This is a genomic window from Achromobacter sp. ISS7, assembly GCF_056523125.1.
The window spans coordinates 2,113,204-2,136,128 of the sequence record NZ_JAWRZD010000001.1; the positions used below are offsets into that span (position 1 = coordinate 2,113,204).

The following is a 22,925-nucleotide window of genomic DNA, read 5'->3' on the forward strand; positions in this document are numbered from 1 at the left end:
TCCCCGGGCGATCCCCGCCCGGCCTTTCCCCCAGGAGCCATTATGCAAACCGTGATCTCCCCCGAAGCCGCCGCCCCGCAGGCGCTGCGCCTGGACGACAGCCAGCGCGTGCGTTGCGAAGTCTGGACCCGCGTCATGGGCTACCACCGCCCCGTGTCTTCCTTCAATACCGGCAAACAAGGCGAATTCAATGAACGCCGCTTCTTCGTCGAACAACGTGCCTGAAGCGGGCGGCGGCCGCAAGGCCGCCCCCGCCCGCCATCCGCCGCGCATGGCCCATGCCGCGCCGCCGCGGCCGGCGGCCCAGCCGCTGCCGCGCCACTCCCCGGCGGTGGGGGGGCTGACGCCCTTCTCCACCGTGGACTGGCCCGGCACGCTGGCCGCCGTCATCTTCATTGCCGGCTGCCCGTGGCGCTGCCACTACTGCCACAACCCCGAATTGCAGACGCGCAACGCGCGCTATGACTGGCGCGACGTGCGCGCCTTCCTGGAAAACCGCCAGGGCCTGCTGGACGGCGTGGTGTTCTCGGGCGGCGAGCCGCTGAGCGAACCGCGCCTGCCGTCGATGATCCGCGAGGCGCGGCGCATGGGCTACCGCATCGGCCTGCACACGGCCGGCATCTATCCGCTGCGCCTGGCCGACGTGCTGCGCTACCTGGACTGGGTCGGCCTGGACATCAAGGCCGACGCGCAAGGCTATGACGACATCACCGGCCGGCGCGATTCGCACCGCCCGGCGCAGGCCTGCCTGACGCAGCTGCTGACGGCCGGCGTGGACTTCGAATGCCGCATCACCTGGCATCCCGACTGGCTCGACGAAACCCGGCTGCTGGGCCTGGCGCGCGAACTGGCGCGGCGCGGCGTCAAGCGCTTCGCGGTGCAAGGCGCGCGCAGCTGCCCCAGCACCCCGCCCGCGCGGCTGCTGGGCCCGCAGGCGCAGGCCATGCTGCGCGGCTGGTTCGAGGAATTCGCCTACCGCTGAGCGCCAGCGCGGCCCAGGCGCGCCGCCAGCGCGGCATGAAAGCGCGGCGACGCCACCGCGCCCACATTGCAGCGCGACCAGGGCGAGGCCGCCGTCGGGTCGACGCTGAACACGCGGCCCGGCGCCATGATGACCTTCTCCGGCATCAGGTCCTCGGCCAGCGCCAGCGAATTGTCGATGCCGGGAAACGCCGCCCACAGATAGAGCGAACTGGTGGGCCGCGTGTAGACCGCGGCGCCCAGCGAATCCAGCACCCGCAACGCATCGCCGGTGGCCGCCTCCAGCCGCTGGCGCAGGCGCACCAGGTGGCGCTCGTAGTGGCCGTCACGCAGCATCACATCGACCATCCGTTCGCAGTATTCCGAACTGCTGCAATGCACCAGCGCCTTCAGGTCCGCCAGGTCGCTGGCCAGGCCCGCGCCGCAGGCGATGAAGCCCACCCGCAATGCCGCCGAGAACGATTTCGAGAAACTGCCGATGTAGACCGTGCGTTCCAGCTGGTCCAGCGCCGACAGCCGCACCGCCGAGGTCGGCTTGAAGTCGGCCAGCGGATCGTTCTCCACCACGATCAGGTTGTAGCGCTCGGACAGCTGCAGCAGCTTGTAGGCCTTGGCCGGCGAGATATCCGAACCGGTGGGATTGTGCGCCAGCGACTGGGTGAAAAAGAGGCGCGGTTTCTCGCGCTGCAACAACGCTTCCAGCGCCACCAGGTCGGGACCGTCCGACAGGCGCGGCACGCCCAGCATGCGCACCCCGGCCAGCTTGAGCTTGCCGAACAGCGGGTAATAGCCCGGATCGTCCACCAGCGCCGCCGCGCCGGGTGGCAGGAAGTAGCGGATCACCAGGTCCATGGCCTCGTTGGCGCCATGCGTCAGCACCAATTGCGATGGCGCCGCGCTGATGCCGACGTCGCCCAGCTTGCGCACCAGGCTCTCGCGCAGCGGCGCGTAGCCGAAGCGGCTGCCATAACGGAACAGCGTGCCCAGGCCGGTGCGCACCACCTTCTGGTGATAGCGGTCCATGCGCATGTCGGCCAGCCACTCCACCGGCGGGAAACCGTCGCCAGCGGCGATGGCGTCGGGCTGGGTCTTGAGCTGCTCGCGCATCAGCCAGACGATGTCCATGGCGCGGCTCAACTGGCCCGGTTCCTCGTCGGCGGCGCGCTGCGCCGGACCGGTATCGAGCACGTAGAAGCCCGAGCCGCGGCGCGGTTCCACCAGGCCGCGCGCCACCAGCATCTCGAACGCCACCACCACGGTGTTCTTGGCGTAGCGGTGCAATTGCGCCAGTTCGCGCAGCGACGGCAATTTGTCGCCCGGGCGGTAGACGCCCTCGGCGATCTGGCGGCCGATCAGGCGCGCCAGGCTTTCGGCGATGGGCGCGGCGCGCGGGGCGCGGCCCAGGGATTTGTCGGCGTCCACGGGGTGGTTTCCAGCAGGGGAAAGGTCGGAAATTGGTGCAGTGCGATGGTACTGTTCGTCCAAACTGTACCTCTGAATGCCGGTACAGTTTACCTAGAATCTGGCCACCCAATTCTTAGATTTTTCGATGGAGACAGATGCCATGGTGGCCGATTCACGCCTGCCCAATTTCCGCGCCCTCACCCCCGCCCAACGCCTCGCCGCCATCGCCGACGCTGCCGGCCTGACGCCCGAGGAACGCCAGCAACTGGCCGAGCCGGGCGCGCTCGGCCTGGAGCGCGCCGACGGCATGATCGAGAACGTCATCGGCGCCTTCGAGCTGCCGCTGGGCGTGGCCGGCAACTTCCAGGTCAACGGCCGCGACGTGCTGGTGCCGATGGCGGTGGAAGAACCGTCGGTGGTGGCCGCCGCCTCGTTCATGGCCAAACTGGCGCGCGAGAATGGCGGCTTCGAGACCTCCAGCACCCGGCCGCTGATGCGCGCCCAGGTGCAGGTGCTGGGCCTGACCGATCCGCACGGCGCGCGCGTGGCCCTGCTGCGCGAACGCGAGCGCATCGTCAAGCTGGCCAACAGCCGCGACCAGGTGCTGATCGGCCTGGGCGGCGGCTGCCAGGACATCGAGGCGCACGTGTTCGCCGACACGCCGCGCGGCCCGATGCTGGTGCTGCACCTGATCGTCGACGTGCGCGACGCCATGGGCGCCAACACCGTCAACACCATGGCCGAGGCGGTGGCGCCGCTGGTCGAGGAAATCACCGGCGGCACGGTGCGGCTGCGCATCCTGTCGAACCTGGCCGACCTGCGCCTGTCGCGGGCCCGCGTGCGCCTGACGCCGCAAACGCTCGACACCAAGGACCGCAGCGGCGCCGAGATCATCGAGGGCGTGCTGGACGCCTACGTGTTCGCCGCCACCGACCCGTACCGCGCCGCCACCCACAACAAGGGCATCATGAACGGCATCGACCCGGTCATCGTCGCCACCGGCAACGACTGGCGCGCGGTCGAAGCCGGCGCCCATGCCTACGCCTGCCGCGACGGCCGCTACACCTCGCTGACGCATTGGGAAAAGGACGCCAGCGGCGCCCTGGTCGGCACGCTGGAAATGCCGATGCCGGTGGGCCTGGTCGGCGGCGCCACCAAGACCCATCCGCTGGCGCGGCTGGCGCTCAAGATCATGGCGGTGCGCTCGGCCCAGGAGCTGGGCGAGATCGCCGTGGCCGTGGGCCTGGCGCAGAACCTGGGCGCGCTGCGCGCCCTGGCCACCGAGGGCATCCAGCGCGGCCACATGGCGCTGCACGCGCGCAACATCGCGCTGACGGTGGGCGCGGTGGGCGCCGAGATCGATCAATTGGCCAAACGCATGGCCGAGGAAAAGGACGTGCGCGCCGACCGCGCGCTGGCGCTGCTGGAGGAACTGCGGAAACCGGCCTGACGGCACGGCACGGCCGGCGCACGCACGCCGGCCGCACAAGAACAGAGGCGGCGCCGGGAATCTTCCCGCGCCGCCCGTCCATCAAGGAGACAGACATGGAAAGAGACAGCAAGGCGTCCGCCGGACGCCTGGCGGAAGTATGGAACGACACGGTCGACCTGCGCCACCTGGCGTGGGCCATCGCCATCGGCATCGCCGTCAGCGTGGCCGGCTTCTACGCCGCCAGCGGCTGGCTGCGCGACAAGGTCGCCTCGCCCGAACTGGCGCATGCCTACGCCATGCTGGCCGGACTGGCCGGCTGCGTGCTGGCGGGCGTGATCTGCGCCCGCCTGTTCCCGCCCAAGCGCGAGGTGGTCGAGCACAGCGCCTCGCACGATCCGGCGTGGCGCGCCGAGGTGCTGGCCGAACTGGCCGCGCAACCCGGCGGCCTGGGCACGCTGGCGGACCTGCCGCCCGCGGTGGTCAAGGAACTGAAGGAACTGGACCTGTACGAACTGTTCGCCGCGCCCGCTGCCGCGCCAGCGCCGCAGGGCCGTCCGCAAAACGTGCGCGAAGAGGTGCCGGCATGAGCGATCCCGTGTTGCTTGAACAGATCATGGTGGCGGCCGGCATGGGCCTCCTGGGCGCGGTGGTGTTCGCCGCCATCGGCCTGGTGTCCGGCACCGACGAGACCACCACGCTGGCGCCGCTGACGCTGTTGGTGGTGCTGCTGGGCGTGCCGCCCGCCGGCGTCTTCACCTTCTTCCTGGCCGGCGCGGTGGCCAAGCACATGACCCACGCGGTGCCGACGGCGCTGCTGGGTATCCCCGGCGACACGCTGGCCACGCCGCTGCTGCAGGACGCCAACATGCTGCGCAAGCTGGGCGTGCCGCACATCGCGCTGCGCAAGATGGTGTCGGGCGCCATCGTCGCCGCCTTCGTGGCGGTGCCGCTGGCGGTGCTGTTCGCCGTGCTGCTGGCGCCGTTCGGCGCCGCCATCACCAAGTCGGCGCCGTGGATCTTCCTGGCCGCGGCGGTGCTGATCGCCTACTTCTCGGCCGGCCGCTGGGCCGCGGTGGCGCTGCTGGTGCCGTTCGTGGTGGTGATCGTGGCGCTGCAGAGCCTGACCGCCAAGTACGGCGTCAAGCTCAGCATCAGCTACTTCCTGGGCATCGCCATCGGCCCGCTGATCGCCGACCTGTTCACCGTGATCGCACCGCAGGGCCGCGCGAAAATGATGCGCGACAAGGTGCGCACGTTCTCGCTGGCGCCGGACGTCAAGGGCTGGTCGGGCTATTTCCCCAACCCGCTCAAGGTGATGGACCGCATCCAGACCCGCTGGACGCTCGCCACCGCCACCATCTCCAGCGCCACCTTCGTGTTCAGCCCGGTGGCGATGACGGTGGTGCTGGGCGAACTGGTGGGCTCGCGCGTCAAGCATGCGTATCACCGCCTGACCACGGTGCTGAGCGCGCGCAACGGCGTCACCGAGGCCACCTACATCGCCGAGGCCCTGATCCCGCTGATCGCCTTCGGCCTGCCGCTCAGCCCGGTGGCCGCCGGCCCGGCCGCGCCGCTGTTCAACGCGCCGCCGCGCTTCACGGTGGACGCGGCCAGCGGCCAGACCCACAACCTGCACAACCTGCTGAACCACTGGGAATTCCTGGGCTACGGCATGTTGGCGGTGCTGCTGGCGGCGGTGGTGTCGTATCCGTTCGCGATGAACTTCGCGCGCCGCGCCGCGCTGTTCGTCTCGCGCAAGGTCAGCCACGAGGCCATCATCGCCACCTTCGTCGGCCTGATCATCGTGATCAGCGTGTGGGAAGGCCAGTTCCTGGGCCTGCTGGTGATCCTGACCATGGGCCTGTTCGGCGGCCTGCTGTCGCGCCTGTTCGGCTTCAACACCGGGGTGCAGTTCATGGGCTACTACACCGCCGTGCTGACCGTGCCGGCGCTGGTCAAGCTGGTCGCGTAAAACGTCCTCGACAAGGGGCGGAGCTGGCTTGCTCCGCCCCTTTTTTTATCTGCCGGGCGCGGCCGCCCATCCCGACCCGTCATTCCCTCCGCTTTCCCCCGCCCGCTTGATTCCGCGCAAGGCGGCGCGTCATGCCTTGCTCTAGCCTCGGAGCCACTGTTCCCAATAAAGGCTCCCATTTCATGACGTGGTTCAAATCCCTCACTCTCGCCGGACGCGAATTGCTGCCCATCGTCCAGGGCGGCATGGGCGTTGGCGTTTCCGCCCACCGCCTGGCCGGCGCGGTCGCCAGCCAGAACGCGGTCGGCACCATCGCCAGTGTGGACTTGCGCCATCACCATCCCGACCTGATCGAGCAGACCGAGGACTGCCGCGACCGCGAGCAGATCGACAGCGCCAACCGGATCGCCCTGGACCGTGAAGTGCGCGCCGCGCTCGACACCGCGCAGGGCCGCGGCGTGGTCGCCGTGAACGTCATGAAGGCGGTGCGCGACCACCCCGCCCTGGTGCGCCAGGCCTGCGAGAGCGGCGCCCAGGCCATCGTCATGGGCGCCGGCCTGCCGCTGGATCTGCCCGACATGACCGCCGACTATCCCAAAATGGCCCTGATACCGATCCTGTCGGAAGCGCGCGGCGTGGCCGCCGTGCTGAAGAAGTGGATGAAGAAGGGCCGCATGGCCGACGCCGTGGTCATCGAGCACCCCGGCTACGCCGGCGGCCACCTGGGCGCGGCGCGCCTGGACGACATCCACGACGAACGCTTCGACTTCAAGCGCGTGCTGGCCGAATGCCGCCAACTGTTCCAGGACCTGCAACTGGGCCGCGACGCGCCGCGCCTGATCGTGGCCGGCGGCGTCGGCAGCCACGAGCAGGTGCGCCACTGGCTCGGCAACGGCGCCGACGGCGTGCAGGTGGGCACGGCCTTCGCCGTGACCCACGAAGGCGACGCGCACGAGAACTTCAAGCGCGTGCTGATGGAGGCCGATCCCGACAAGCTGGCCGAATTCACCAGCGTGGCCGGCCTGCCCGCCCGCGCCGTGCCGACGCCGTGGCTGACGCGCTACCTGCGCCAGGAAAAGACGCTGCAGGACAACACCCGCTGCGACGCGCGCCGTTGCAGCCAGCGCATGGACTGCCTGACGCAATGCGGGCTGCGCGACGGCATCGCGCGTTTCGGCCAGTTCTGCATCGACCTGAAGCTGGCCGCCGCCATGCGCGGCGAAGTCAGCCGCGGCCTGTTCTTCCGCGGCGCGTCCAAGCTGCCGTTCGGCGACGCCATGCGCAGCGTGCGCGAGCTGATGGATTATCTGCTGAACGGAAGAATGCCGACGACGGCCTGATCCGATCAGGCGTGGCCGGCGCGACCGCGCCGCGCCACCGCCAGGCCGGATGGCGGGCCGTCGCCTATGGCGCCGCCGGCAGGTCGAATTCGAACACCGCGCCCGGTTCCGGCCGTTCCACCAGGCGGATGTCGCTGTGGTGCAGCTGCAGGATGCGGTGCACGATCACCAGCCCCAGCCCGCCGCCATCGCGCGGGCCATTGGCCAGCACCGAGGCGCGCGTGAACAGGCCCGCCCGCAACGCGTCGGGAATGCCGGCGCCGTTATCGCTGACCCGCACCTGCACGCCGCCGCGCGCCTGTTCCAGGCTCAGTTCGATGCGCCCGCCCGGCGCCGTGTGGCGGATGGCGTTATCGAGCAGGTTGGTCAGCACCCGCTCGATCATGCCCAGGTCGGCGCGCACCGGCGGCAGTTCCTGGTCCATGGCGGTGGTCAGGCGCTGCTGGCGCGCCTCGGCGGCCAGCTCGAATTTCTGGATCACGTCCTGCGCCAGTTCGGGCAGCGAAAAGGTCTCCGGTTCCAGCCGCACCAGCCCGGACTCCAGCCGCGCCAGCTCGAACAGCTCCTGCGCCAGCCGGCCGACCTTGCGGCTCTGCGCCAGCGCGATGTCCAGGTAGCGGCGGCGCTCGGCGGCGTCCAGCGTCTCGTCCTTGAGACGCAGCGTTTCCAGGTAGCCATGCAGCGAGGTCAGCGGCGTGCGCAGGTCGTGCGAGATGTTCGCCACCAGGTCGCGCCGCTGCTGGTCCTGGCGCGTCAGCTCGCGCCATTGCTCGGAAATACGCCGGCCCATCTGCACAAAACTGCGGCGCAGCAGCGAAATCTCGTCGCCGCTGGCGTCGGCGGCGTCGGCCGGCTTTTCCAGCGCCGCCAGCGCGCGGCCGTCGTCATCGCCGAAGGCGCGCACCGCGCGCGTCAGCCCGCGCAGCGGCCGCGTGATCAGGCCGAACGCGGCCAGGCCGGCCACCAGCCCCAGCAGCGCCACCAGCGCGATCGACCACAGGGTGGTACGCAGCACCGCGCTGCGCGAGGCCGCCATGGCCAGCGCGTCGTGCGCCTCGCCCTGCAGCACCACGTAGACGTAGCCTTCGTCGCGCCCGGCCACCCGCACCGGCGCGGCCGAGAACACCTTGGCCGTATCCAGGTGGCGCGGGTCGTCGCCCTCGATCGGCAGCGCCCCGCCCGCCAGGAAACGGCGCACCGGCGCCAGGTCGACCCGGTCGCGCTTGATCTGCCCGGGCGAGGCGGCATCGCCGACGATGCGGCCGTCGTTGTCCAGCAGGTAGACCTCGACCGCTGGATTCACCATCATCAGCATCGAGAACAGCGAGCGCACCGCGTCCGGCTTCCAGCCGTTGGCGTCCATCAGCTCGTTAGTGCCGGCGATGTGCTGCGCCAGGCCGCTGGACAGCCGCTGCACCACTTCCTGCTCGTAGCGCAGGTTGGCCGAGATCTGCAGCCAGGCCGACGCGCCGCAGCACGCCAGCAGCAGCATGGCGAACACGGCCGACAGGCGCTGGGTCAGGGTCAGGCGTTTCATGATGCGGACTCCGCCGGCGCGCCCGGCTCGGCCGCGAACTTGTAGCCGCGGCCCCAGACCGTCAGGATGCGCTGCGGATTGGACGGGTCGGCCTCGATCTTGGTGCGCAGCCGGTTGATGTGGGTATTGACCGTGTGCTCGTAGCCTTCATGCTGGTAGCCCCAGACCTGGTTCAGCAGGTCGAGCCGCGAGAACACCTTGTCCGGATTGCGGGCGAAGAAATGCAGCAGGTCGAACTCGCGCGGCGTCAGTTCCAGCCGGCGGTCGTCGACCGAGGCGGTGCGGGCGATCGGGTCGATGGCCACGCCGTGCTGGCGCAGGCTGCCGGCATCGATGCGGGCATTGCGCTCGAGCGCCTCGGTGCGGCGCAGCAGCGCGCGCACCCGCGCCACCAGTTCCAGCATCGAGAACGGCTTGGCCAGGTAGTCATCGGCGCCCAGTTCCAGGCCGAGAATGCGGTGCACCTCGCTAGAGCGGGCGCTGGTGATGATGATGGGGGTATAGCGCGTCATGGCACGGGCGCGCTTGCAGATTTCCAGGCCGTCGATGCCGGGCAGCATCAGGTCCAGCACCAGGGCGTCCCAGCCGCCCTCTTCCAGCCGGCGCATGCCTTCGTTGCCGTCGGCCGCGTGCTCGACCGCGTAACCCTCGTCACGCAGGTGCAGGCGCAGCAATTCGGCGATGTGGGCGTCGTCTTCGACGATCAGGACGCGGCGGGGCGTATCCATAGGGGTCCGGTCAGGAAGCAAGGCTCATATTGTCGCCAATCCAGGGCCGGCGAGTTATCACATTTATTTTAAGTTTGCGTGAGGACTTCGATATCGGCCCCGGGGAAGAATGGCTCCAACGACAACAACCGCCTCCCCGAGGAGCCCCGCCATGATGGCCACGCCCGCCACCCCAGACGCCCCCGCCGCCCCGGCGCCCGACACCCGCGGCCCGGTGCATCCCGGCTGGTTGCGCATCGTGCACTGGCTGAACGCATTGGCCGTGGTCATTATGGTGACCAGCGGCTGGCGCGTCTACAACGCCGCGCCGTTCTTCGATTTCACCTTTCCCAACGGGATCACCCTGGGCGGCTGGCTGGGCGGCGCGCTGCAATGGCACTTTGCCGGCATGTGGCTGCTGTTGGCCAACGGCCTGCTCTACCTGGGGCTGAACCTGACGACCGGCCGCCTGTGGCGCAAGTTCTTCCCGGTCGGCCCGAGGGGCGTTGCCCGCGACCTGGCCGCGGCCCTGCGCGGCAAGCTGTCGCACGCCGACCCGCGCCACTACAACCAGGTGCAGCGGCTGGCCTACCTGTTCGTCATCGCCGATATCACGGTGCTGGTCCTGTCGGGCCTGGTGCTGTGGAAGTCGGTGCAGTTCGACACGCTGCGCACGCTGCTGGGCGGCTATGAATTCGCGCGCCGCATCCATTTCTTCGCCATGGCGCTGCTGGTGGCGTTCGTGGCGGTCCACCTGGTCATGGTGGCGCTGGTGCCGCGCAGCCTGATCGCCATGATCCGCGGCAAATAAGGAGCCTGACGTGAGCGCAAAACGACGCCTGTCGCTGCTGGGCCTGGACGGCCCCGCCATTCTCAAGGAAGCCGTGAAGATCCTGGACAAGCGGGTCGAGGCGCCGTCGCGCCGCGCCTTCCTGCGCAGCAGCCTGACGCTGGGCGGGCTGGCGATGTTGTCCGGCTGCACGCTGTCCGACGACGAAAACGTCGAAAAGGCGCTGACCGCCGTGTCGCGCTTCAACGACCGCGTGCAGGGCTGGATCTTCGATCCCAACAAGCTGGCGCCGACCTATCCGGAATCCATGATCACCCGCCCGTTTCCCTTCAATGCCTACTACGGCATCGACGAGGTGCGCCAGATCGAGGAAGAGAGCTTCCGGCTGGAGGTCACCGGCATGGTGGCCGACAAGCGCCGCTGGCGGCTGGACGAGCTGCGCGCCATGGCGCAGATCGACCAGGTCACGCGCCACATCTGCGTCGAGGGCTGGAGCGCCATCGGCAAATGGGGCGGCGTGCCGTTCTCGACCTTCCTGAAGCGCGTGGGCGCCGACCTGACCGCGAAATACGTGGGCTTCAAGTGCGCCGACGACTACTACACCAGCATCGACATGCCCACCGCGTTGCACCCGCAGACGATCCTGGCGCTGACCTACGACGGCAGGACCCTGCCGCCGGAGTACGGCTTCCCGATGAAGCTGCGGATGCCCACCAAGCTTGGCTACAAGAACCCCAAGCATATCCAGGCGATTTTCGTCACCAACACCTACCCGGGCGGTTACTGGGAGGACCAGGGCTACAACTGGTTCGGCGGCAGCTAGGTGGCTTTTTTTTCCTTCTCACCACGACACACCAGAGGAACGCATCATGAAGACACTCACCACCGCCGCATTTTCGCTGTGCCTGGCCTTTGGCGCGGTCGCCGCGCACGCGGCCGACAGCATGTCCAAGGACAACATGTCGAAGGACGGCATGGCCAAGAGCGGCATGTCGAAAGATGGCATGTCCAAGGATGGCATGGCGAAAGACGGCATGGCCAAGGACGGCATGTCGAAGAACTCCATGTCCAAGGACGGCATGTCGCACGACGGCATGAAGAAGGATGGCATGGCCAAGGATGGCATGTCGAAGGACGGGATGTCGAAAGACGGCATGTCCAAGGGCGGCTCCATGAGCAAGGACAGCATGGGCAAATAAGCCAGCCGCCCACCCCGCCCGGCTGGCGCCGCTTGGGCCGCGCCGCGGGCGGCCCCTTCCGGGCGGACCCTTCCACCAGGAGTTTTCGATGAGACTGACACGCAGGCATTTCCTTGGCGCGGGCGGCGCTTTCGCGGCCGCCGCCGGCCTGGCGCCGCTGCTGGCCGGTCGCGGCGCGCGCGCCGCCCAGCCGCGGCAGGCCTATCCCTACACGCTGACCGACGCGCAGTGGCGCGCCAAGCTCACCACCGCGCAATACGACGTGCTGCGCCGCGAGGGCACCGAACGGCCCTACACCAGCCCGCTGAACGACGAGCACCGCGCCGGCACCTTCGCCTGCGCCGGCTGCGCCCAGAAGCTGTTTGCATCGACCACCAAATTCGATAGCGGCACCGGCTGGCCCAGCTTCTGGCAGCCGCTGGAGCACGCCGTCGACACGCTCGAGGACCGCAGCTTCGGCATGACCCGCACCGCCGTCAATTGCAGCAATTGCGGCGGCCACCTGGGCCACGTCTTCGATGACGGCCCGCGCCCGACCGGACTGCGCTACTGCATGAACGGCGTGGCCATGAGTTTCACCCCGCAGGCCTGACCCCGGCCCGCGTATTTTTCCGAGGATTGCGCATCATGCCCCTTCGTCCCCTCTCCCGCGCCCGCCAGGCCGCGCTGGCCGTCGCCGGCGCCCTGCTGGCCCTAGGCTCGGCCAGCGCCGCCGAAACCGCCTTCATCATTCCGCCGCCCACGCTCGACGCGGCGGCCGGCGCGGCCCAGGAAAAGGCCGTGATCGCCGGCGGCTGCTTCTGGGGCGTGCAGGCGGTGTTCCAGCACGTCAAGGGCGTCACCTCGGCGGTCTCCGGCTACGCCGGCGGCCAGTCGTCCACCGCCGACTACGACACCGTCAGCGGCGGCCGCAGCGGCCACGCCGAATCGGTGGAAATCACCTACGACCCCAAGCTGGTCAGCTACGGCCAGCTGCTGCAGATCTACTTCTCGGTGGCGCACGATCCGACCCAGCTCAACCGCCAGGGCCCGGACAGCGGCACGCAATACCGTTCCACGGTATTCCCCGCCAATGACGACCAGCGCAAGGTGGCCGAGGCCTACATCGCGCAGCTGAACAAGTCGGGCGTCTACGCCAAGGCGCTGGCGACCACGGTGGAGCCGCTCAAGGGCTTCTACCCCGCCGAGGGCTATCACCAGGACTACCTGGTGCGCCATCCGTACAGCATGTACATCATGGTGAACGACGTGCCCAAGGTGGAAAACCTGGCCAAGACCTTCCCGGCGGCCTATCGCGACAAGCCGGTGCTGGTGAATCCGTAGGCGGCTGGCGGCCCGCGGCGAAGTCCGCGGTTGTCATGGTGGCCGCCGGCGGGGCTTGCCGCGCCGGCGGCTGCACGGCTTGCGGTCGCCGTTCCCGCCCGCCCCTGGCCTTAAAAGCGCGCCTCATGGCGCTTTTCCCCAGCGCGTCGACAAGCAAGATAAATAATAAAAACCGTGCCGATTTTTAAAACATAAAATCAGCACTTATCGTGCCTGACAGATAATATCGAATGTATCAATTCACACCATATTGATAATATGGACGGTATCCAAAACCCCAATAAAAACAATTGGTTGGTATCCATATAGCGGATATTTCCCCCGTTGGATGGTATCTCTCAGGCAGTTTTTTAATTTGCAAAAAAGCAGGTATAAATTGCGTCCTTTTTCCACCGGCCAGTCCATTCCATACAAAGTATTTCAGCAGACGGAAACACGATTTCCGCCGGCAATCGCGTATGGCATCCGGACCTCGGGCCGCGACAAAAAGGATCCCTGTCTTGATATACGGCACGAACAAGTGGCTGACCGCCACGGTCGCATTGAGTACCACCTGCTGCGGCGCCGCCATGGCCGCCGACCTGACGGTGGCGCCCGGCAACACGCAGGTGTTCGACGGCTCGGCCGCCTTCCCCGGCGGCGTTGACGTCAACGGCGGCACGCTGGTGATCGGCGGCAATGGCGGCGGCGCCGGCGTCACCCTCACCGGCAATGTCAACGCGGCCGCAAACGGCACCGTCTCGGGCTTCGGCGCGATCAACGGCAACCTCAACGTGAATGGCGCGCGCGTCGCGCCCGGCTACCCGGTCGGCACGCCGACCGGGGTGTCCAACGGCAACCTCGTCGTCAGGGGCGACCTGTCGATGAACAACGCCGTGTTCGACTTCGAGACCGGCTACGCGGGCCTGCCGATCACGCAACCCGGCACCGGCGACAACATCACGGTCGCCGGCAACGCCACCCTGAACAACACCACGCTGAACGTGTCGGTCAACACGCTGGGCGTCAATGCCGGCTACTACCGCATCCTGTCGTACGGCGGCACCCTGAGCGGCAACGGCCTGACGCTGGGCACCGTGACCGGCGACTCGCAGCCGGCCGCGACCATCCAGTCGCTGACCGGCGACAAGCAGATCAACCTGATCCTGGGCCCCAGCACCACCAACTTGTGGAACGGCAACGGCGCGGCGTCGGCGACGCGCGCCGGCGGCGGCAACGGCACCTGGAGCGCCACCAGCGCCAACTGGAACAGCCCCACCAACGCCACCGGCGCCCTGCCCGACGGCGGCTACGCCATCTTCACCGGCGCGGCCGGCACGGTCACCGTCGACGGCGGCGCCGGCCCGGTGCGCGTGTCGGGCATCCAGTTCGCCACCGACCGCTATACCGTGCAAGGCGCGCCCATCACCCTGGTCGGCAACGGCGGCAACCCGCCCGCCCTGGTCGTGGGCGACGGCACCTATGCCTCGGGCCAGTTCGTCGACACCATCCACAACCCGCTGCAAGGCACGCAGGGCTTCGTCAAGACCGGCCCGGGCTCGCTGATCCTGACCGGCGACAGCAGCGGGCTGAGCGGTCCCATCCTGATCGCCGACGGCGCCCTGGAAATCGACGGCAAGTTGAACGGCCCCGTCGATATCGGCCGCGAAGTCGTGCTGGCGGGCGTGGGCCAGCTGGGCGCCACCACGCTCTATCCCACCGCCGTCATTTCCCCGGGCAACGACGGCTCGCCCATCGGCACCCTGACGATCAACGGCAACCTGACCTTCGGCGCGGACACCATCTATCGCGTGCACGCCGATCCGGCCAGCAGCGCCAGCGACCGCATCCACGTCACCGGCGTGGCCATGCTGGACGGCACCGTGGCGCATGTCGGCCCCGCCGGCAACTACGCGCCGCGCACCACCTACAACATCCTGACGGCCGACGGCGGCATCCAGGGCCGCTTCACCGGTGCCTCCAGCGCCTACGCCTTCCTCACCCCGACGCTCAGCTACGACGCCAAGAACGCCTTCATGACGCTGACGCGCAACGACGTGCCGATCGGCAGCGTCGGCAACACCGGCAACGAGACCAGCGTCGGCGGCGCGCTGGACCAGGAGGACCCGCCCACCAGCGGCAGCGGTTCGACCGCCGCCGGCAATGGCTCGGCGACCAGCGGCAGCGGCTCGTCCGTGGTCGGTAGCGGCAGCACCGCGGCCGCCGGCACCGGCGCGCGCCAGGTGACGACGGCGGTGCTGTCGATGACGCCCAATGAAGCGCGCTCGGCCCTCAAGCAGCTGTCCGGCGAGGCCTACGCCAGCACCGCCACGGTGCTGCAGGGCCAGGCGGACACCGTGCGCACGATGCCGCTGGATCACCTACGCGGCAATCTGGACGCGCCGGTGCGCGCCGGGCAGCCGACGGCCCAGCTGGGTTCGCCGTCGGCCGACGCCCTGCCGCAAAGCGGCGCCTCGCCGGTCTGGGCGCAGGCGTTCGGCAACTGGAGCACCTTCGCCAGCGACGGCAACGCCTCGAGCGTCAGCCAATCGGCCGGCGGCCTGTTCGTCGGCGGCGACGGCGCGGTCGGCGGCGGCTGGCGCCTGGGCGGCGCGGTCGGCTACGTCGGCAGCCACAGCTCGCTTGCCGATTCCGCGTCGCGCACCGATGTCGACAGCTATACCGCCACGATCTTCGGCGGACGCAATTTCCAGGCCGGTCCCGGCCACATCCGCTTCATGGCCGGCGCCGCCTACACCTGGCACGACATCGACACCAAGCGCGACGTGGCCGCCGGCAGCCTGAACCAGCGCCTGGAATCGTCCTACCGCGCGTCGTCGACGCAGGTGTTCAGCGAACTCGGCTACCACCTGCCGCTGAACGATGCCTACAGCATCGAACCCTATGCCGGCCTGGCTTGGAACCAGCTGCGCACGCGTGATTTCGAGGAATCGGGCGGATCGGCCGCGCTGCGCGGCAAGGGCCGCACCGACGACGTCACCAGCAGCACACTGGGCATGCGCGGCGCGTGGCAGTTCGAGTCCAGCGGCGCGCCGGGCCGCCTGACCGCCTCGCTCGGCTGGCGCCATGCCATGGGCGACGTCAAGCCCAGCCAGGAACTGGCCTTCGACGGCGGCAGCACGTTCTCGGTGCGCGGCGTGCCGATCGCCAAGAACGCCGCGGTGGTCGGCCTGGGCGCGGAAATCGCCCTGGCCCGCAACACCACGGCCGGCGTCGCCTACGACGCACAGTTCGGCGGCGGCAACCGCCAGCAGTCGGGCCTGCTGAAGTTGGCCGTGCGCTTCTAGGCCCACGTCGCAAGACGGCGGGTGTCGCCATCGCGGCGCCCGCCGCGCCGGGAAAGCTCACGCGCATTGCGCTACAGTGCGGGGGGCAGGCGGAATCCGGACCTCCGGAAATCCGCCCTGCCCGCCCCAAGATCTCGTCGGCCTCCCGCGAGGCCAGCGGCCGCCAGGCCGCGAATCCATGAATCCAGGAAAAGCACAGCAGTGACTGACACCCGCATGCCGGACGACGGCGCCTCCGAATATCGCAAGGAACACGAAGCCACCCTGTGGCGCGATGATGGCTGGACCGCCCGCATCATCAAGAACGAAGACGACGACGGCTGGGCCGTCGAGATGACCCTGGACGGACAGGCCGAACCGGCCCTGGTCGGCCCCTGGACCATGGGGCGCGACAAGAAGAACCCCAAGCCGCTCGACACCCCCGCCTTCCACACCCTGGTCAAGACCGCCAACGAAGTCCTGCGCCGCCACGAGCAGCAATTGCACGCGACGCTGCACAAGAGCGTGAAGATCGATGCGGCCGCGGGCCGCCTGACCGTCAAGCTGGATATCGTTCCCGACGAGGACGAGCCTTATGCCGTGCTCAGCGCCTATGACGAATCCGGCGAACAGCTGGCCGAAATCCACGTGGCGCCCAACTACAAACTGAGCGTGCAACGGGCCTCGGAGTGGGCCCGCGGCGGATTCGGGCGCGAGGGCTGACGCGCCAGGCGGCGGCCTGCCCTTCGGCCCGCCCTCTCCCGCACCCCGATAAAGGGGCCGGGAAACGGCCGTCAACGCCGCTCAATGACCCGTGCTGTCGCCCTGGCGGCTGGCCTCGAACAGGAACCAGGTGCGCCGCTCGGTCTCGTCGATCCAGTTCTCGATGAGGCTGGAGCTGGCGATGTCGCGGTGCTCGTCGGTGACGTTGTGGGCTTCGCGCAGCGAGGCCGCCAGGGTCTTGTTGTCTTCGCGCAGCTCGGCCAGCATGTCCAGCGGCTGGACGTAGTCGGCGTCGTTGTCGGCGATGCGCTGCGAGCGCGAGATATGCCCGATCGACCGCAGCGTGGTGCCGCCGATCTTGCGGATGCGTTCGGCGATGGGATCGGTCATGGCGAACAACTGGTCGCCCTGTTCGTCCAGCAGCAGGTGGTAGTCGCGAAAGTGCGGCCCGCTGACGTGCCAGTGGAAATTCTTGGTCTTCAGGTACAGCGCGAACACATCGGCCAACACCTGGTTCAGCACCGCGGAGATATCGCGGGTGGCGGCGGCGGCCAGATCGGTGGGGGTCGCCAGCGGGCGCTTGCGCAGCGTCTTCGCCGTCTTGGTGGTCTTCTCATTCAGTTTCTTGGCCATGAATCGCAGCTCCTGGAAATGATTCGGAAAACACGCGCGGCGCGATCGTTCACACCGCGACATGCCAGGGTAATGCCGTGCGCGCGCTTTGCCAATGGCCGCGCGCGGCTGGCGCCAAGCTGAATGGACACGCCCGCGCGGGCGTGGCGCGGGCACTAGTCCGGCAGGATCTCGAACACCCGGCCCTGACCGGAAAACAGCGCCACGCAAGCCTGGATGCGATCCGCGACCGAGCCTTGCGGCAGCGGCTGCGCCAACCCCAGCGCCATCTGCCGCAGCGGTTCGGCGATGGTCATGGCCAGCAGCAGGCCGGCGGTGACGCGCGGTTCCTTGATACGGATCAAGCCGCGCCCGGCGAGCTTCTCGAACCATCCCGCCAGCAGGCCCGTGCCGCGCTCGATGCCGTTTTCCTGGTAGACGGCCAGCAGCGCCGCGCGCGCCGGAAAGTCGGCGGTCAACAGCCGGAACATGCCCACCGCCTCGACCGACAAGGCGCGGTCGGCGATCGCCTGCAGGACCCGCGCCAGCGCGGGCAGCACGTCGGCGGCGCCGCCGACCTCCTGCGCCATCACCGGCACGAAGGTGTCGGTCCAGCCCCGCACCACCTGCGCCACCAGGTCCTCGCGATTGGCGGCGAAGCGGTAGACGGTCTTCTTGGCCATGCCGGCCCGCCTGGCCACCGCCTCCAGCGTGGCCGCGGCGTAGCCTTCGTTCAGCAGCAGCCAGGTGGCGGCCTCCAGCGCGGCCGCGCGCAATTCGGCGTCGGGCCGGGCGGGACGGCCGCGCGGACGTGGCGGGGGGGACGATGCCATGGTCGGGCGATGCTCCTGTGGTTGAGGTGCGATCTTACACGCCGCGATTATTTTGGAAACGAAAAACGTTTCTTTATTGTAGAATCCGCTTTCCCCGTTGCCGGAAAGCCCCACGATGACCTCCCCTCACCCCGACATGGCGCACATCGCCGCCGACATGGACAGCCTGCTCGACCCCGCTCCGCTGCGCCTGGAGACCGGCATCGCCCGGCTGCCCGGCGGCGGCCTGGTGGTGGCCGCGCGCACCGACCTGCACGGTTGCAAGGGCCGCATGTTCGACTGGTGGTTCAAGTTCTTCCAGACCACCCAGCACATCAAGTGGTGGCATCCGCAGGACCACGTCGAGCATCGCGGCTGGGACAGCGCCTGGCGCCGGGGCGAAAACTACATCGGCGCCTCGATCCACGCGGTCGAGTCGCTGGCGGACCTGCCGCCGGTGGCGGCCAAGCTGAAGTTCCATGCGCCCGCCGAGGCCTTCGACGCCGACCGCCTACGCGCGGCGCAGGACAAGCAGGACATGTCGGCGGCCGTCTATGCGCGCATCGGCTTTGGCGACCACGTCCAGCTCGACGCGGACGGCGATCCGATGGACGGCCAGATGATCCACCTGACGCGCGACACGCCGTTTGGCTGCGTGCTGCGCAGCCGCTTCTACCTGGGACTGTCGAGCGAGCGGCCGGAACAGGACGTGCCGGACGCGCTGGGGCTGAACCTGCTGCGCCACTGCTATACGGAGTTCACTTTCCTGTCGCGCTTCCTGCCGTCGCTCTATTACGGCGAGCACGCCAACGGCGAAGCGGCGCCCCTGCCCTGGTAGCGCCAGCGCGCCCCGGGCGACGGGGCCGCCGGCGCCGCCGAGCCGGGCCCGCGGAAGGAGTATGCTACGGCGCTTCACACCGGCCACACTCCTGTCACATCGCTATGCGCGGCAACCCCGACGCCCGGCAAGGCGCTATCGCCCTGCATGGGTTCTACTTCCTGTACTACGGCTTGCAGGGCGTCAGCATCCCGTTTCTTCCCCTGTGGTTCGCCAGCCGCGGCCTCGATCCGGCGCTGATCGGCCTGATCGTGGCGACCTCGTTCCTGCCCAAGATCCTGTCGACGCCGGTGGTCGCGCACGTCGCCGACCAGAGCGGCCGCGCGCACGGCCTGATCTTCGCCGCGCTGGCGGCGTCGCTGGTGTTGTTCATCTGCTACCCGTTCAGCGCGGCGCCCGCCTGGCTGTTCGCCGTCACCCTGCTGCTGAACGCCGTGTTCCCGGCGGTGCTGCCGCTGCTGGACCGCATGGCCATCGCCAGCGGCCGCGGCCAGGGCAACTCGTACACCATCATCCGCGCCTGCGGCTCGCTTGGCTTCGCGGTGGTCACGGTGGCCGGCGGCTACCTCATCAAGACCTTCGACGCCAATTGGGTGATGTGGCTGTCGATCCTGCTGATCGTAGCCTGCCTGGCCTGCGTGCGCCTGCTGCCGCAAGCCGCCCGCCCGAGCGCCGAGGAGGCGCCGGCCGAGCGCGTGCGGCTGCCGATGCGCGAGATCCTGCGCGACCGGCCGCTGCTGCTGTGCATCGCCGCCGCCTCGCTGGTGCAGGCCAGCAACGGCTTCCTGTATTCCTATTCCACGCTCTACTGGACCGATCGCGGCCTGTCGACGGCGCTGATCTCGATGCTGTGGGCGGTGGGCGTGACCAGCGAGGTGCTGTTCTTCTTCCTGGCGCCCAAGGTGCTGGCGCGGGTCGGCGCCCAATGGCTGATCGTGGTCTCGGCCGCCATGACGGCGCTGCGCTGGGCCGGCCTGTCGGCCACCACCGACCCGGCCTGGATCGCGGCGCTGCAGGTGCTGCAATGCTTCACGCTGGCCGGCAACAACGCCGCCATCATGTGGTACATCGCCCGCCGCGTGCCGGCGGCCTGCAAGACCTCGGCCATCGCGCTGTACGCGCTGCTGTCGGGCGGCGTGTTCATGTTCGGCAGCATCCAGCTGGGCGGCGCGCTGTATCGCAACTACGCGCCGGGCGGCTTCCTGGTGATGGCGCTGTGCGCGGCCTGCGCCATTCCGCTGGTGCTGGCCGCCGAGAAACGGGCGCGCCAGGACGCGCCCGCCAGGAACCCCTAGCGCGCGGGCCTGTCCGCAAGACGGCTCACGCGTTGCGCGCCGTGGCCAGCGCCCGCGCCAGCGTGTCGAACACGCGCGGATCGGTGGACTGGGCCACGTTGAAGCGCAGGCAGTCGCCCGCGCTCAGCGACACGCTGAAGGCATTGCCCGGCGCCAGCACCACGCCATCGCGCAGGCAGGCGCGCGCCACCGTCGCGGCGTCGATGCCGGCCGGCAGCCGGCACCACAGGAACATGCCCGCCTTCGGCTGGAGCCACGGCACGATGCCGAGCGCCCGCAGCCGCGCGGTGGCGCTGTCGCGTTCCTCGGCCAGCCGCTGCCGCACCCACTCCATGTGCTTGCGGTAGCCGCTGTCGGTCAAGGTCCGGAACACCACGTCGGCCGCCAGCCGCCCGCCGCCGAAGGTGGTGGCGATCTTCAGGTCGGCCAGGCTGTCGATCCAGTCGCCCCGCGCCGCGATGAAGCCGCAGCGCAGCGAGGCCGACACGGTCTTGGAGAAGCTGCCGATCTTGATGACCCGCGACAGGCCGTCGAAGGCGGCCAGCCGGGGCGCTGGCGTGTGCTCAAAGTCGGCGAAGATATCGTCTTCCACGATCACCAGCCCGGCGCCGTCGGCGGCCTTGAGCAGCCGGTGCGCCACCAGCGGCGACAGCGTGGCGCCGGTGGGGTTGTGGATGCCCGAATTGGTGATGTACAGGCGCGGCGCGTGCTCGCGCAGCGCCGCCTCGAAGCGTGCCACGTCGGGCCCGTTCGGCGTGTACGGCACGCTGACCACGCGGGCGCGGTGCGCCTTGAGCAAGGCGTGGAAATTGAAATAGCAGGGATCGTCGACCAGCACCGTGTCGCCCGGCTCCAGCAGGAAGCGGCAGATCAGGTCGATGGCCTGGGTGCCGGACTCGGTCAGCATGAGCTGGTCGGGCGTCGTCTCGATCCCGGCGGCGGCCAGGCGCCGCGACAGCACCTGGCGCAGCCCGGGGTGGCCGAGCGGCGTGGCGTATTCGGTCAGCGCCATGGAATCGGCCTTGGCCAGCGCGCGCAAGGCGCGGCGGATGCCGGACTCGTACATCCAGTCGGCCGGCAACCAGCCGCAACCGGGCCGCAGCGCGTCGGGCCGGGCCTCCAGCGACTGGCGCGAGACCCACAGCGGATCGATCTCGCGGTCCAGCTTGGGGCCGATCTCGGTCAGCGCGAGCGGCGCCACCGGACCGGCGACGTAGAAGCCCGAACCAGGCCGCGACGTGATGCTGCCTTCCGCCGCCAGCCGCTCATACGCCTCCACCACCGTCGACACCGACAGGCCCATGGCGCCGGCCTGCGCCCGCACCGACGGCAGGCGCGCGCCCGGCGAATACGCGCGCGATGCGATGCGCGACCGCACCTGCGCCATGACCGCCTCGATCCGGGTGCCGCCTGATGTCATTCCGCCTCCGTCTGTACTGGACTGTTTTGCATAACAGTTATTTTAAATTGTACTGGACTGTCTCTGGGGAATCCGGCGCCCGGATGCTTCACTGGACGCTTTGCGCGGAGCAGTGGATGGACAAGGCAACAAGCGGCTGGATCAATGGTTTCATCGGCGTGGCGATCTTCGCCGGCTCCCTGCCGGCGACCCGGGTGGCGGTGGCGCAACTCGACCCCATCTTCCTGACCGGCGCCCGCGCCACCATCGCCGCCCTGCTCGGCTGGGCCCTGCTGCGGCTGCTGCGCCAGCCGCGGCCGCGGCGCGCGGACCTGCCCGCGCTGGCGCTGACCGCCATCGGCGTGGTGCTTGGTTTCCCGCTGCTGACGGCGCTGGCGCTGCAGCACGTCACCTCGGCCCATTCGATCGTGTTCCTCGGCCTGCTGCCGCTGTCCACCGCCGTCTTCGCGGTGCTGCGCGGCGGTGAACGCCCCCGGCCGGCCTTCTGGCTGTTCTCGGTGGCGGGCGCGGCCTTCGTGGTGGGCTACGCGCTGACGGGCGGGCTGGCGGTGTCGCTCAAGGGCGACCTGCTGATGCTGGCGGCCATCGTGGTCTGCGGCATGGGCTACGCCGAAGGCGCCAAGCTGTCGCGCACCCTGGGCGGCTGGCAGGTCATCAGCTGGGCGCTGGTGCTGTCGCTGCCGGCGATGCTGCCGCTGACGCTGCTGACCTGGCCCTCCTCGTTCGCGCAGGTCACCACGGCCGGGTGGATCGGCCTGGCCTACGTGTCGCTGTTCAGCATGCTGATCGGTTTCGTGTTCTGGTACCGCGGCCTGGCCCAGGGCGGCATCGCGGCGGTGGGCCAGTTGCAGCTGTTCCAGCCCTTCATGGGCCTGGGCCTGGCGGCGCTGCTGCTGCACGAGCAGGTCAGCTGGGGCATGCTGCTGGTGACGCTGGCCGCCGTGATCTGCGTGGCCGGGGCCAAGAAGCACGCGCGCTGAGGCCAGCCAGAAAAAAGGCGCCGGACAAAGCCGGCGCCTTTTGCGTTGCGGTCAACGGACCCTCGGGTCCCGTCAGCAGCAGCCGATGCGTTTCTTGCCGCCGTAGCGGGCGTCCTGCCGCTCGCGGAAGAAGTCTTCGTAGCTCATCGGCTCCTGGTCGGGATGGGTGCGCCGCATGTGCTCGACGTAGGTCTCGTAGTCGGGCACGCCGACCATCAGCCTGAGCGTCTGGCCCAGGTAGCGGCCGGCGGCGCCGGCCGCCGAAGTCATGTTGGAAAACAGCATGGCGGCGCC

General features: G+C 69.2%; 22 protein-coding genes and 3 pseudogenes. 17 read left to right on the top strand and 8 right to left on the bottom strand.

Going from position 1 to position 22,925, the window contains the following annotated elements; all coding sequences use genetic code 11:
• The first annotated feature begins 42 nt into the window (after positions 1-42).
• Both nrdD and AC1HFW_RS09475 read left to right on the top strand, forming a co-directional pair.
• A complete protein-coding gene (gene nrdD, locus AC1HFW_RS09470; protein ID WP_006395259.1) occupies positions 43-225 on the top strand; it encodes an anaerobic ribonucleoside-triphosphate reductase in 183 nt (60 codons plus the stop codon).
• Positions 191-982, top strand: coding sequence for an anaerobic ribonucleoside-triphosphate reductase activating protein (locus AC1HFW_RS09475; RefSeq protein WP_479282944.1), 792 nt, complete (start codon positions 191-193; stop codon positions 980-982). The genes nrdD and AC1HFW_RS09475 overlap by 35 nt, the downstream gene beginning before the upstream one ends.
• On the opposite strand, the gene AC1HFW_RS09480 is transcribed toward AC1HFW_RS09475, so the two are convergent.
• Positions 973-2,403, bottom strand: coding sequence for an aminotransferase-like domain-containing protein (locus AC1HFW_RS09480; protein WP_479282946.1), 1,431 nt, complete (start codon positions 2,401-2,403; stop codon positions 973-975). The genes AC1HFW_RS09475 and AC1HFW_RS09480 overlap by 10 nt on opposite strands.
• Positions 2,404-2,545: 142 nt before the next feature.
• Between AC1HFW_RS09480 and AC1HFW_RS09485 the strand changes: the two genes are divergently transcribed.
• The 4 genes from AC1HFW_RS09485 to AC1HFW_RS09500 all read left to right on the top strand — a co-directional run bounded on the left by AC1HFW_RS09485 (position 2,546) and on the right by AC1HFW_RS09500 (position 7,129).
• Complete coding sequence (locus tag AC1HFW_RS09485; protein ID WP_006395262.1) at positions 2,546-3,835, top strand: hydroxymethylglutaryl-CoA reductase, degradative; 1,290 nt, start codon at positions 2,546-2,548, stop codon at positions 3,833-3,835.
• A gap of 95 nt (positions 3,836-3,930) precedes the next feature.
• Positions 3,931-4,404, top strand: a complete 474-nt coding sequence (locus AC1HFW_RS09490) for a hypothetical protein (RefSeq protein ID WP_020927868.1) — start codon at positions 3,931-3,933, stop codon at positions 4,402-4,404.
• Entirely contained in the window at positions 4,401-5,789 is a 1,389-nt protein-coding gene (locus AC1HFW_RS09495; RefSeq protein WP_006395264.1) for a tripartite tricarboxylate transporter permease, read from the top strand. The genes AC1HFW_RS09490 and AC1HFW_RS09495 overlap by 4 nt, the downstream gene beginning before the upstream one ends.
• Positions 5,790-5,971: 182 nt before the next feature.
• Positions 5,972-7,129, top strand: a complete 1,158-nt coding sequence (locus AC1HFW_RS09500) for an NAD(P)H-dependent flavin oxidoreductase (RefSeq protein ID WP_035360443.1) — start codon at positions 5,972-5,974, stop codon at positions 7,127-7,129.
• 64 nt (positions 7,130-7,193) lie between these two features.
• Here AC1HFW_RS09500 and AC1HFW_RS09505 read toward each other — a convergent pair whose 3' ends face one another.
• Complete coding sequence (locus AC1HFW_RS09505; RefSeq protein ID WP_116522841.1) at positions 7,194-8,666, bottom strand: sensor histidine kinase; 1,473 nt, start codon at positions 8,664-8,666, stop codon at positions 7,194-7,196.
• Positions 8,663-9,394, bottom strand: coding sequence for a response regulator transcription factor (locus AC1HFW_RS09510; RefSeq protein ID WP_054430622.1), 732 nt, complete (start codon positions 9,392-9,394; stop codon positions 8,663-8,665). Before AC1HFW_RS09510 ends, AC1HFW_RS09505 begins: the two co-directional genes overlap by 4 nt.
• Before the next feature lie 151 nt (positions 9,395-9,545).
• Here AC1HFW_RS09510 and AC1HFW_RS09515 point away from each other — a divergent pair, with 151 nt between their 5' ends.
• From AC1HFW_RS09515 to AC1HFW_RS09525, 3 genes and pseudogenes are all read left to right on the top strand, one after another.
• On the top strand, positions 9,546-10,184 hold the full coding sequence (locus AC1HFW_RS09515) for a cytochrome b/b6 domain-containing protein (RefSeq protein WP_479282950.1): 639 nt from the start codon (positions 9,546-9,548) through the stop codon (positions 10,182-10,184).
• Positions 10,185-10,194: 10 nt separating this feature from the next.
• Complete coding sequence (locus tag AC1HFW_RS09520) at positions 10,195-10,986, top strand: molybdopterin-dependent oxidoreductase (RefSeq protein WP_479282952.1); 792 nt, start codon at positions 10,195-10,197, stop codon at positions 10,984-10,986.
• 46 nt (positions 10,987-11,032) lie between these two features.
• Positions 11,033-11,089, top strand: a pseudogene (locus AC1HFW_RS09525) (pentapeptide MXKDX repeat protein); the annotation flags it as partial.
• A gap of 81 nt (positions 11,090-11,170) precedes the next feature.
• Here the strand turns inward: AC1HFW_RS09525 and AC1HFW_RS09530 are convergent.
• Positions 11,171-11,251: pseudogene (locus AC1HFW_RS09530) on the bottom strand (hypothetical protein); the annotation flags it as partial.
• Between AC1HFW_RS09530 and AC1HFW_RS09535 the strand changes: the two are divergent.
• The 5 genes and pseudogenes from AC1HFW_RS09535 to AC1HFW_RS09555 form a co-directional block, all read left to right on the top strand.
• Positions 11,213-11,362: pseudogene (locus AC1HFW_RS09535) on the top strand (pentapeptide MXKDX repeat protein); the annotation flags it as partial. The pseudogenes AC1HFW_RS09530 and AC1HFW_RS09535 overlap by 39 nt on opposite strands.
• A gap of 88 nt (positions 11,363-11,450) precedes the next feature.
• Entirely contained in the window at positions 11,451-11,954 is a 504-nt protein-coding gene (gene msrB, locus AC1HFW_RS09540) for a peptide-methionine (R)-S-oxide reductase MsrB (protein ID WP_061071067.1), read from the top strand.
• Between the two features lie 35 nt (positions 11,955-11,989).
• Positions 11,990-12,685, top strand: a complete 696-nt coding sequence (gene msrA / locus AC1HFW_RS09545) for a peptide-methionine (S)-S-oxide reductase MsrA (RefSeq protein WP_006395271.1) — start codon at positions 11,990-11,992, stop codon at positions 12,683-12,685.
• Positions 12,686-13,185: 500 nt separating this feature from the next.
• Positions 13,186-15,972, top strand: coding sequence for an autotransporter family protein (locus tag AC1HFW_RS09550; protein ID WP_479282954.1), 2,787 nt, complete (start codon positions 13,186-13,188; stop codon positions 15,970-15,972).
• A 201-nt stretch (positions 15,973-16,173) separates the two neighbouring features.
• On the top strand, positions 16,174-16,674 hold the full coding sequence (locus tag AC1HFW_RS09555; protein ID WP_006395274.1) for a hypothetical protein: 501 nt from the start codon (positions 16,174-16,176) through the stop codon (positions 16,672-16,674).
• An 81-nt stretch (positions 16,675-16,755) separates the two neighbouring features.
• Here the strand turns inward: AC1HFW_RS09555 and AC1HFW_RS09560 are convergent, their stop codons facing one another.
• Entirely contained in the window at positions 16,756-17,307 is a 552-nt protein-coding gene (locus AC1HFW_RS09560; RefSeq protein ID WP_479282956.1) for a Dps family protein, read from the bottom strand.
• A gap of 155 nt (positions 17,308-17,462) precedes the next feature.
• A complete protein-coding gene (locus AC1HFW_RS09565) occupies positions 17,463-18,119 on the bottom strand; it encodes a TetR/AcrR family transcriptional regulator (protein ID WP_479282957.1) in 657 nt (218 codons plus the stop codon).
• Positions 18,120-18,234: 115 nt separating this feature from the next.
• Here AC1HFW_RS09565 and AC1HFW_RS09570 point away from each other — a divergent pair, with 115 nt between their 5' ends.
• The gene (locus tag AC1HFW_RS09570; protein ID WP_431194548.1) at positions 18,235-18,936 is read left to right on the top strand and encodes a DAPG hydrolase family protein; all 702 of its coding nucleotides are present in this window, start codon (positions 18,235-18,237) and stop codon (positions 18,934-18,936) included.
• 104 nt (positions 18,937-19,040) lie between these two features.
• The gene (locus tag AC1HFW_RS09575; protein WP_238889472.1) at positions 19,041-20,231 is read left to right on the top strand and encodes an MFS transporter; all 1,191 of its coding nucleotides are present in this window, start codon (positions 19,041-19,043) and stop codon (positions 20,229-20,231) included.
• 25 nt (positions 20,232-20,256) lie between these two features.
• Here AC1HFW_RS09575 and AC1HFW_RS09580 read toward each other — a convergent pair whose 3' ends face one another.
• Entirely contained in the window at positions 20,257-21,651 is a 1,395-nt protein-coding gene (locus tag AC1HFW_RS09580; RefSeq protein WP_479282959.1) for an aminotransferase-like domain-containing protein, read from the bottom strand.
• 116 nt (positions 21,652-21,767) lie between these two features.
• Between AC1HFW_RS09580 and AC1HFW_RS09585 the strand changes: the two genes are divergently transcribed.
• Positions 21,768-22,631 carry a DMT family transporter gene (locus tag AC1HFW_RS09585; RefSeq protein WP_479282961.1) on the top strand — a complete coding sequence of 288 codons (864 nt, stop codon included), beginning with the start codon at positions 21,768-21,770 and terminating at the stop codon, positions 22,629-22,631.
• 72 nt (positions 22,632-22,703) lie between these two features.
• On the opposite strand, the gene AC1HFW_RS09590 is transcribed toward AC1HFW_RS09585, so the two are convergent.
• The gene (locus tag AC1HFW_RS09590) at positions 22,704-22,916 is read right to left on the bottom strand and encodes a YbdD/YjiX family protein (protein ID WP_085943770.1); all 213 of its coding nucleotides are present in this window, start codon (positions 22,914-22,916) and stop codon (positions 22,704-22,706) included.
• Positions 22,917-22,925 lie beyond the last annotated feature (9 nt).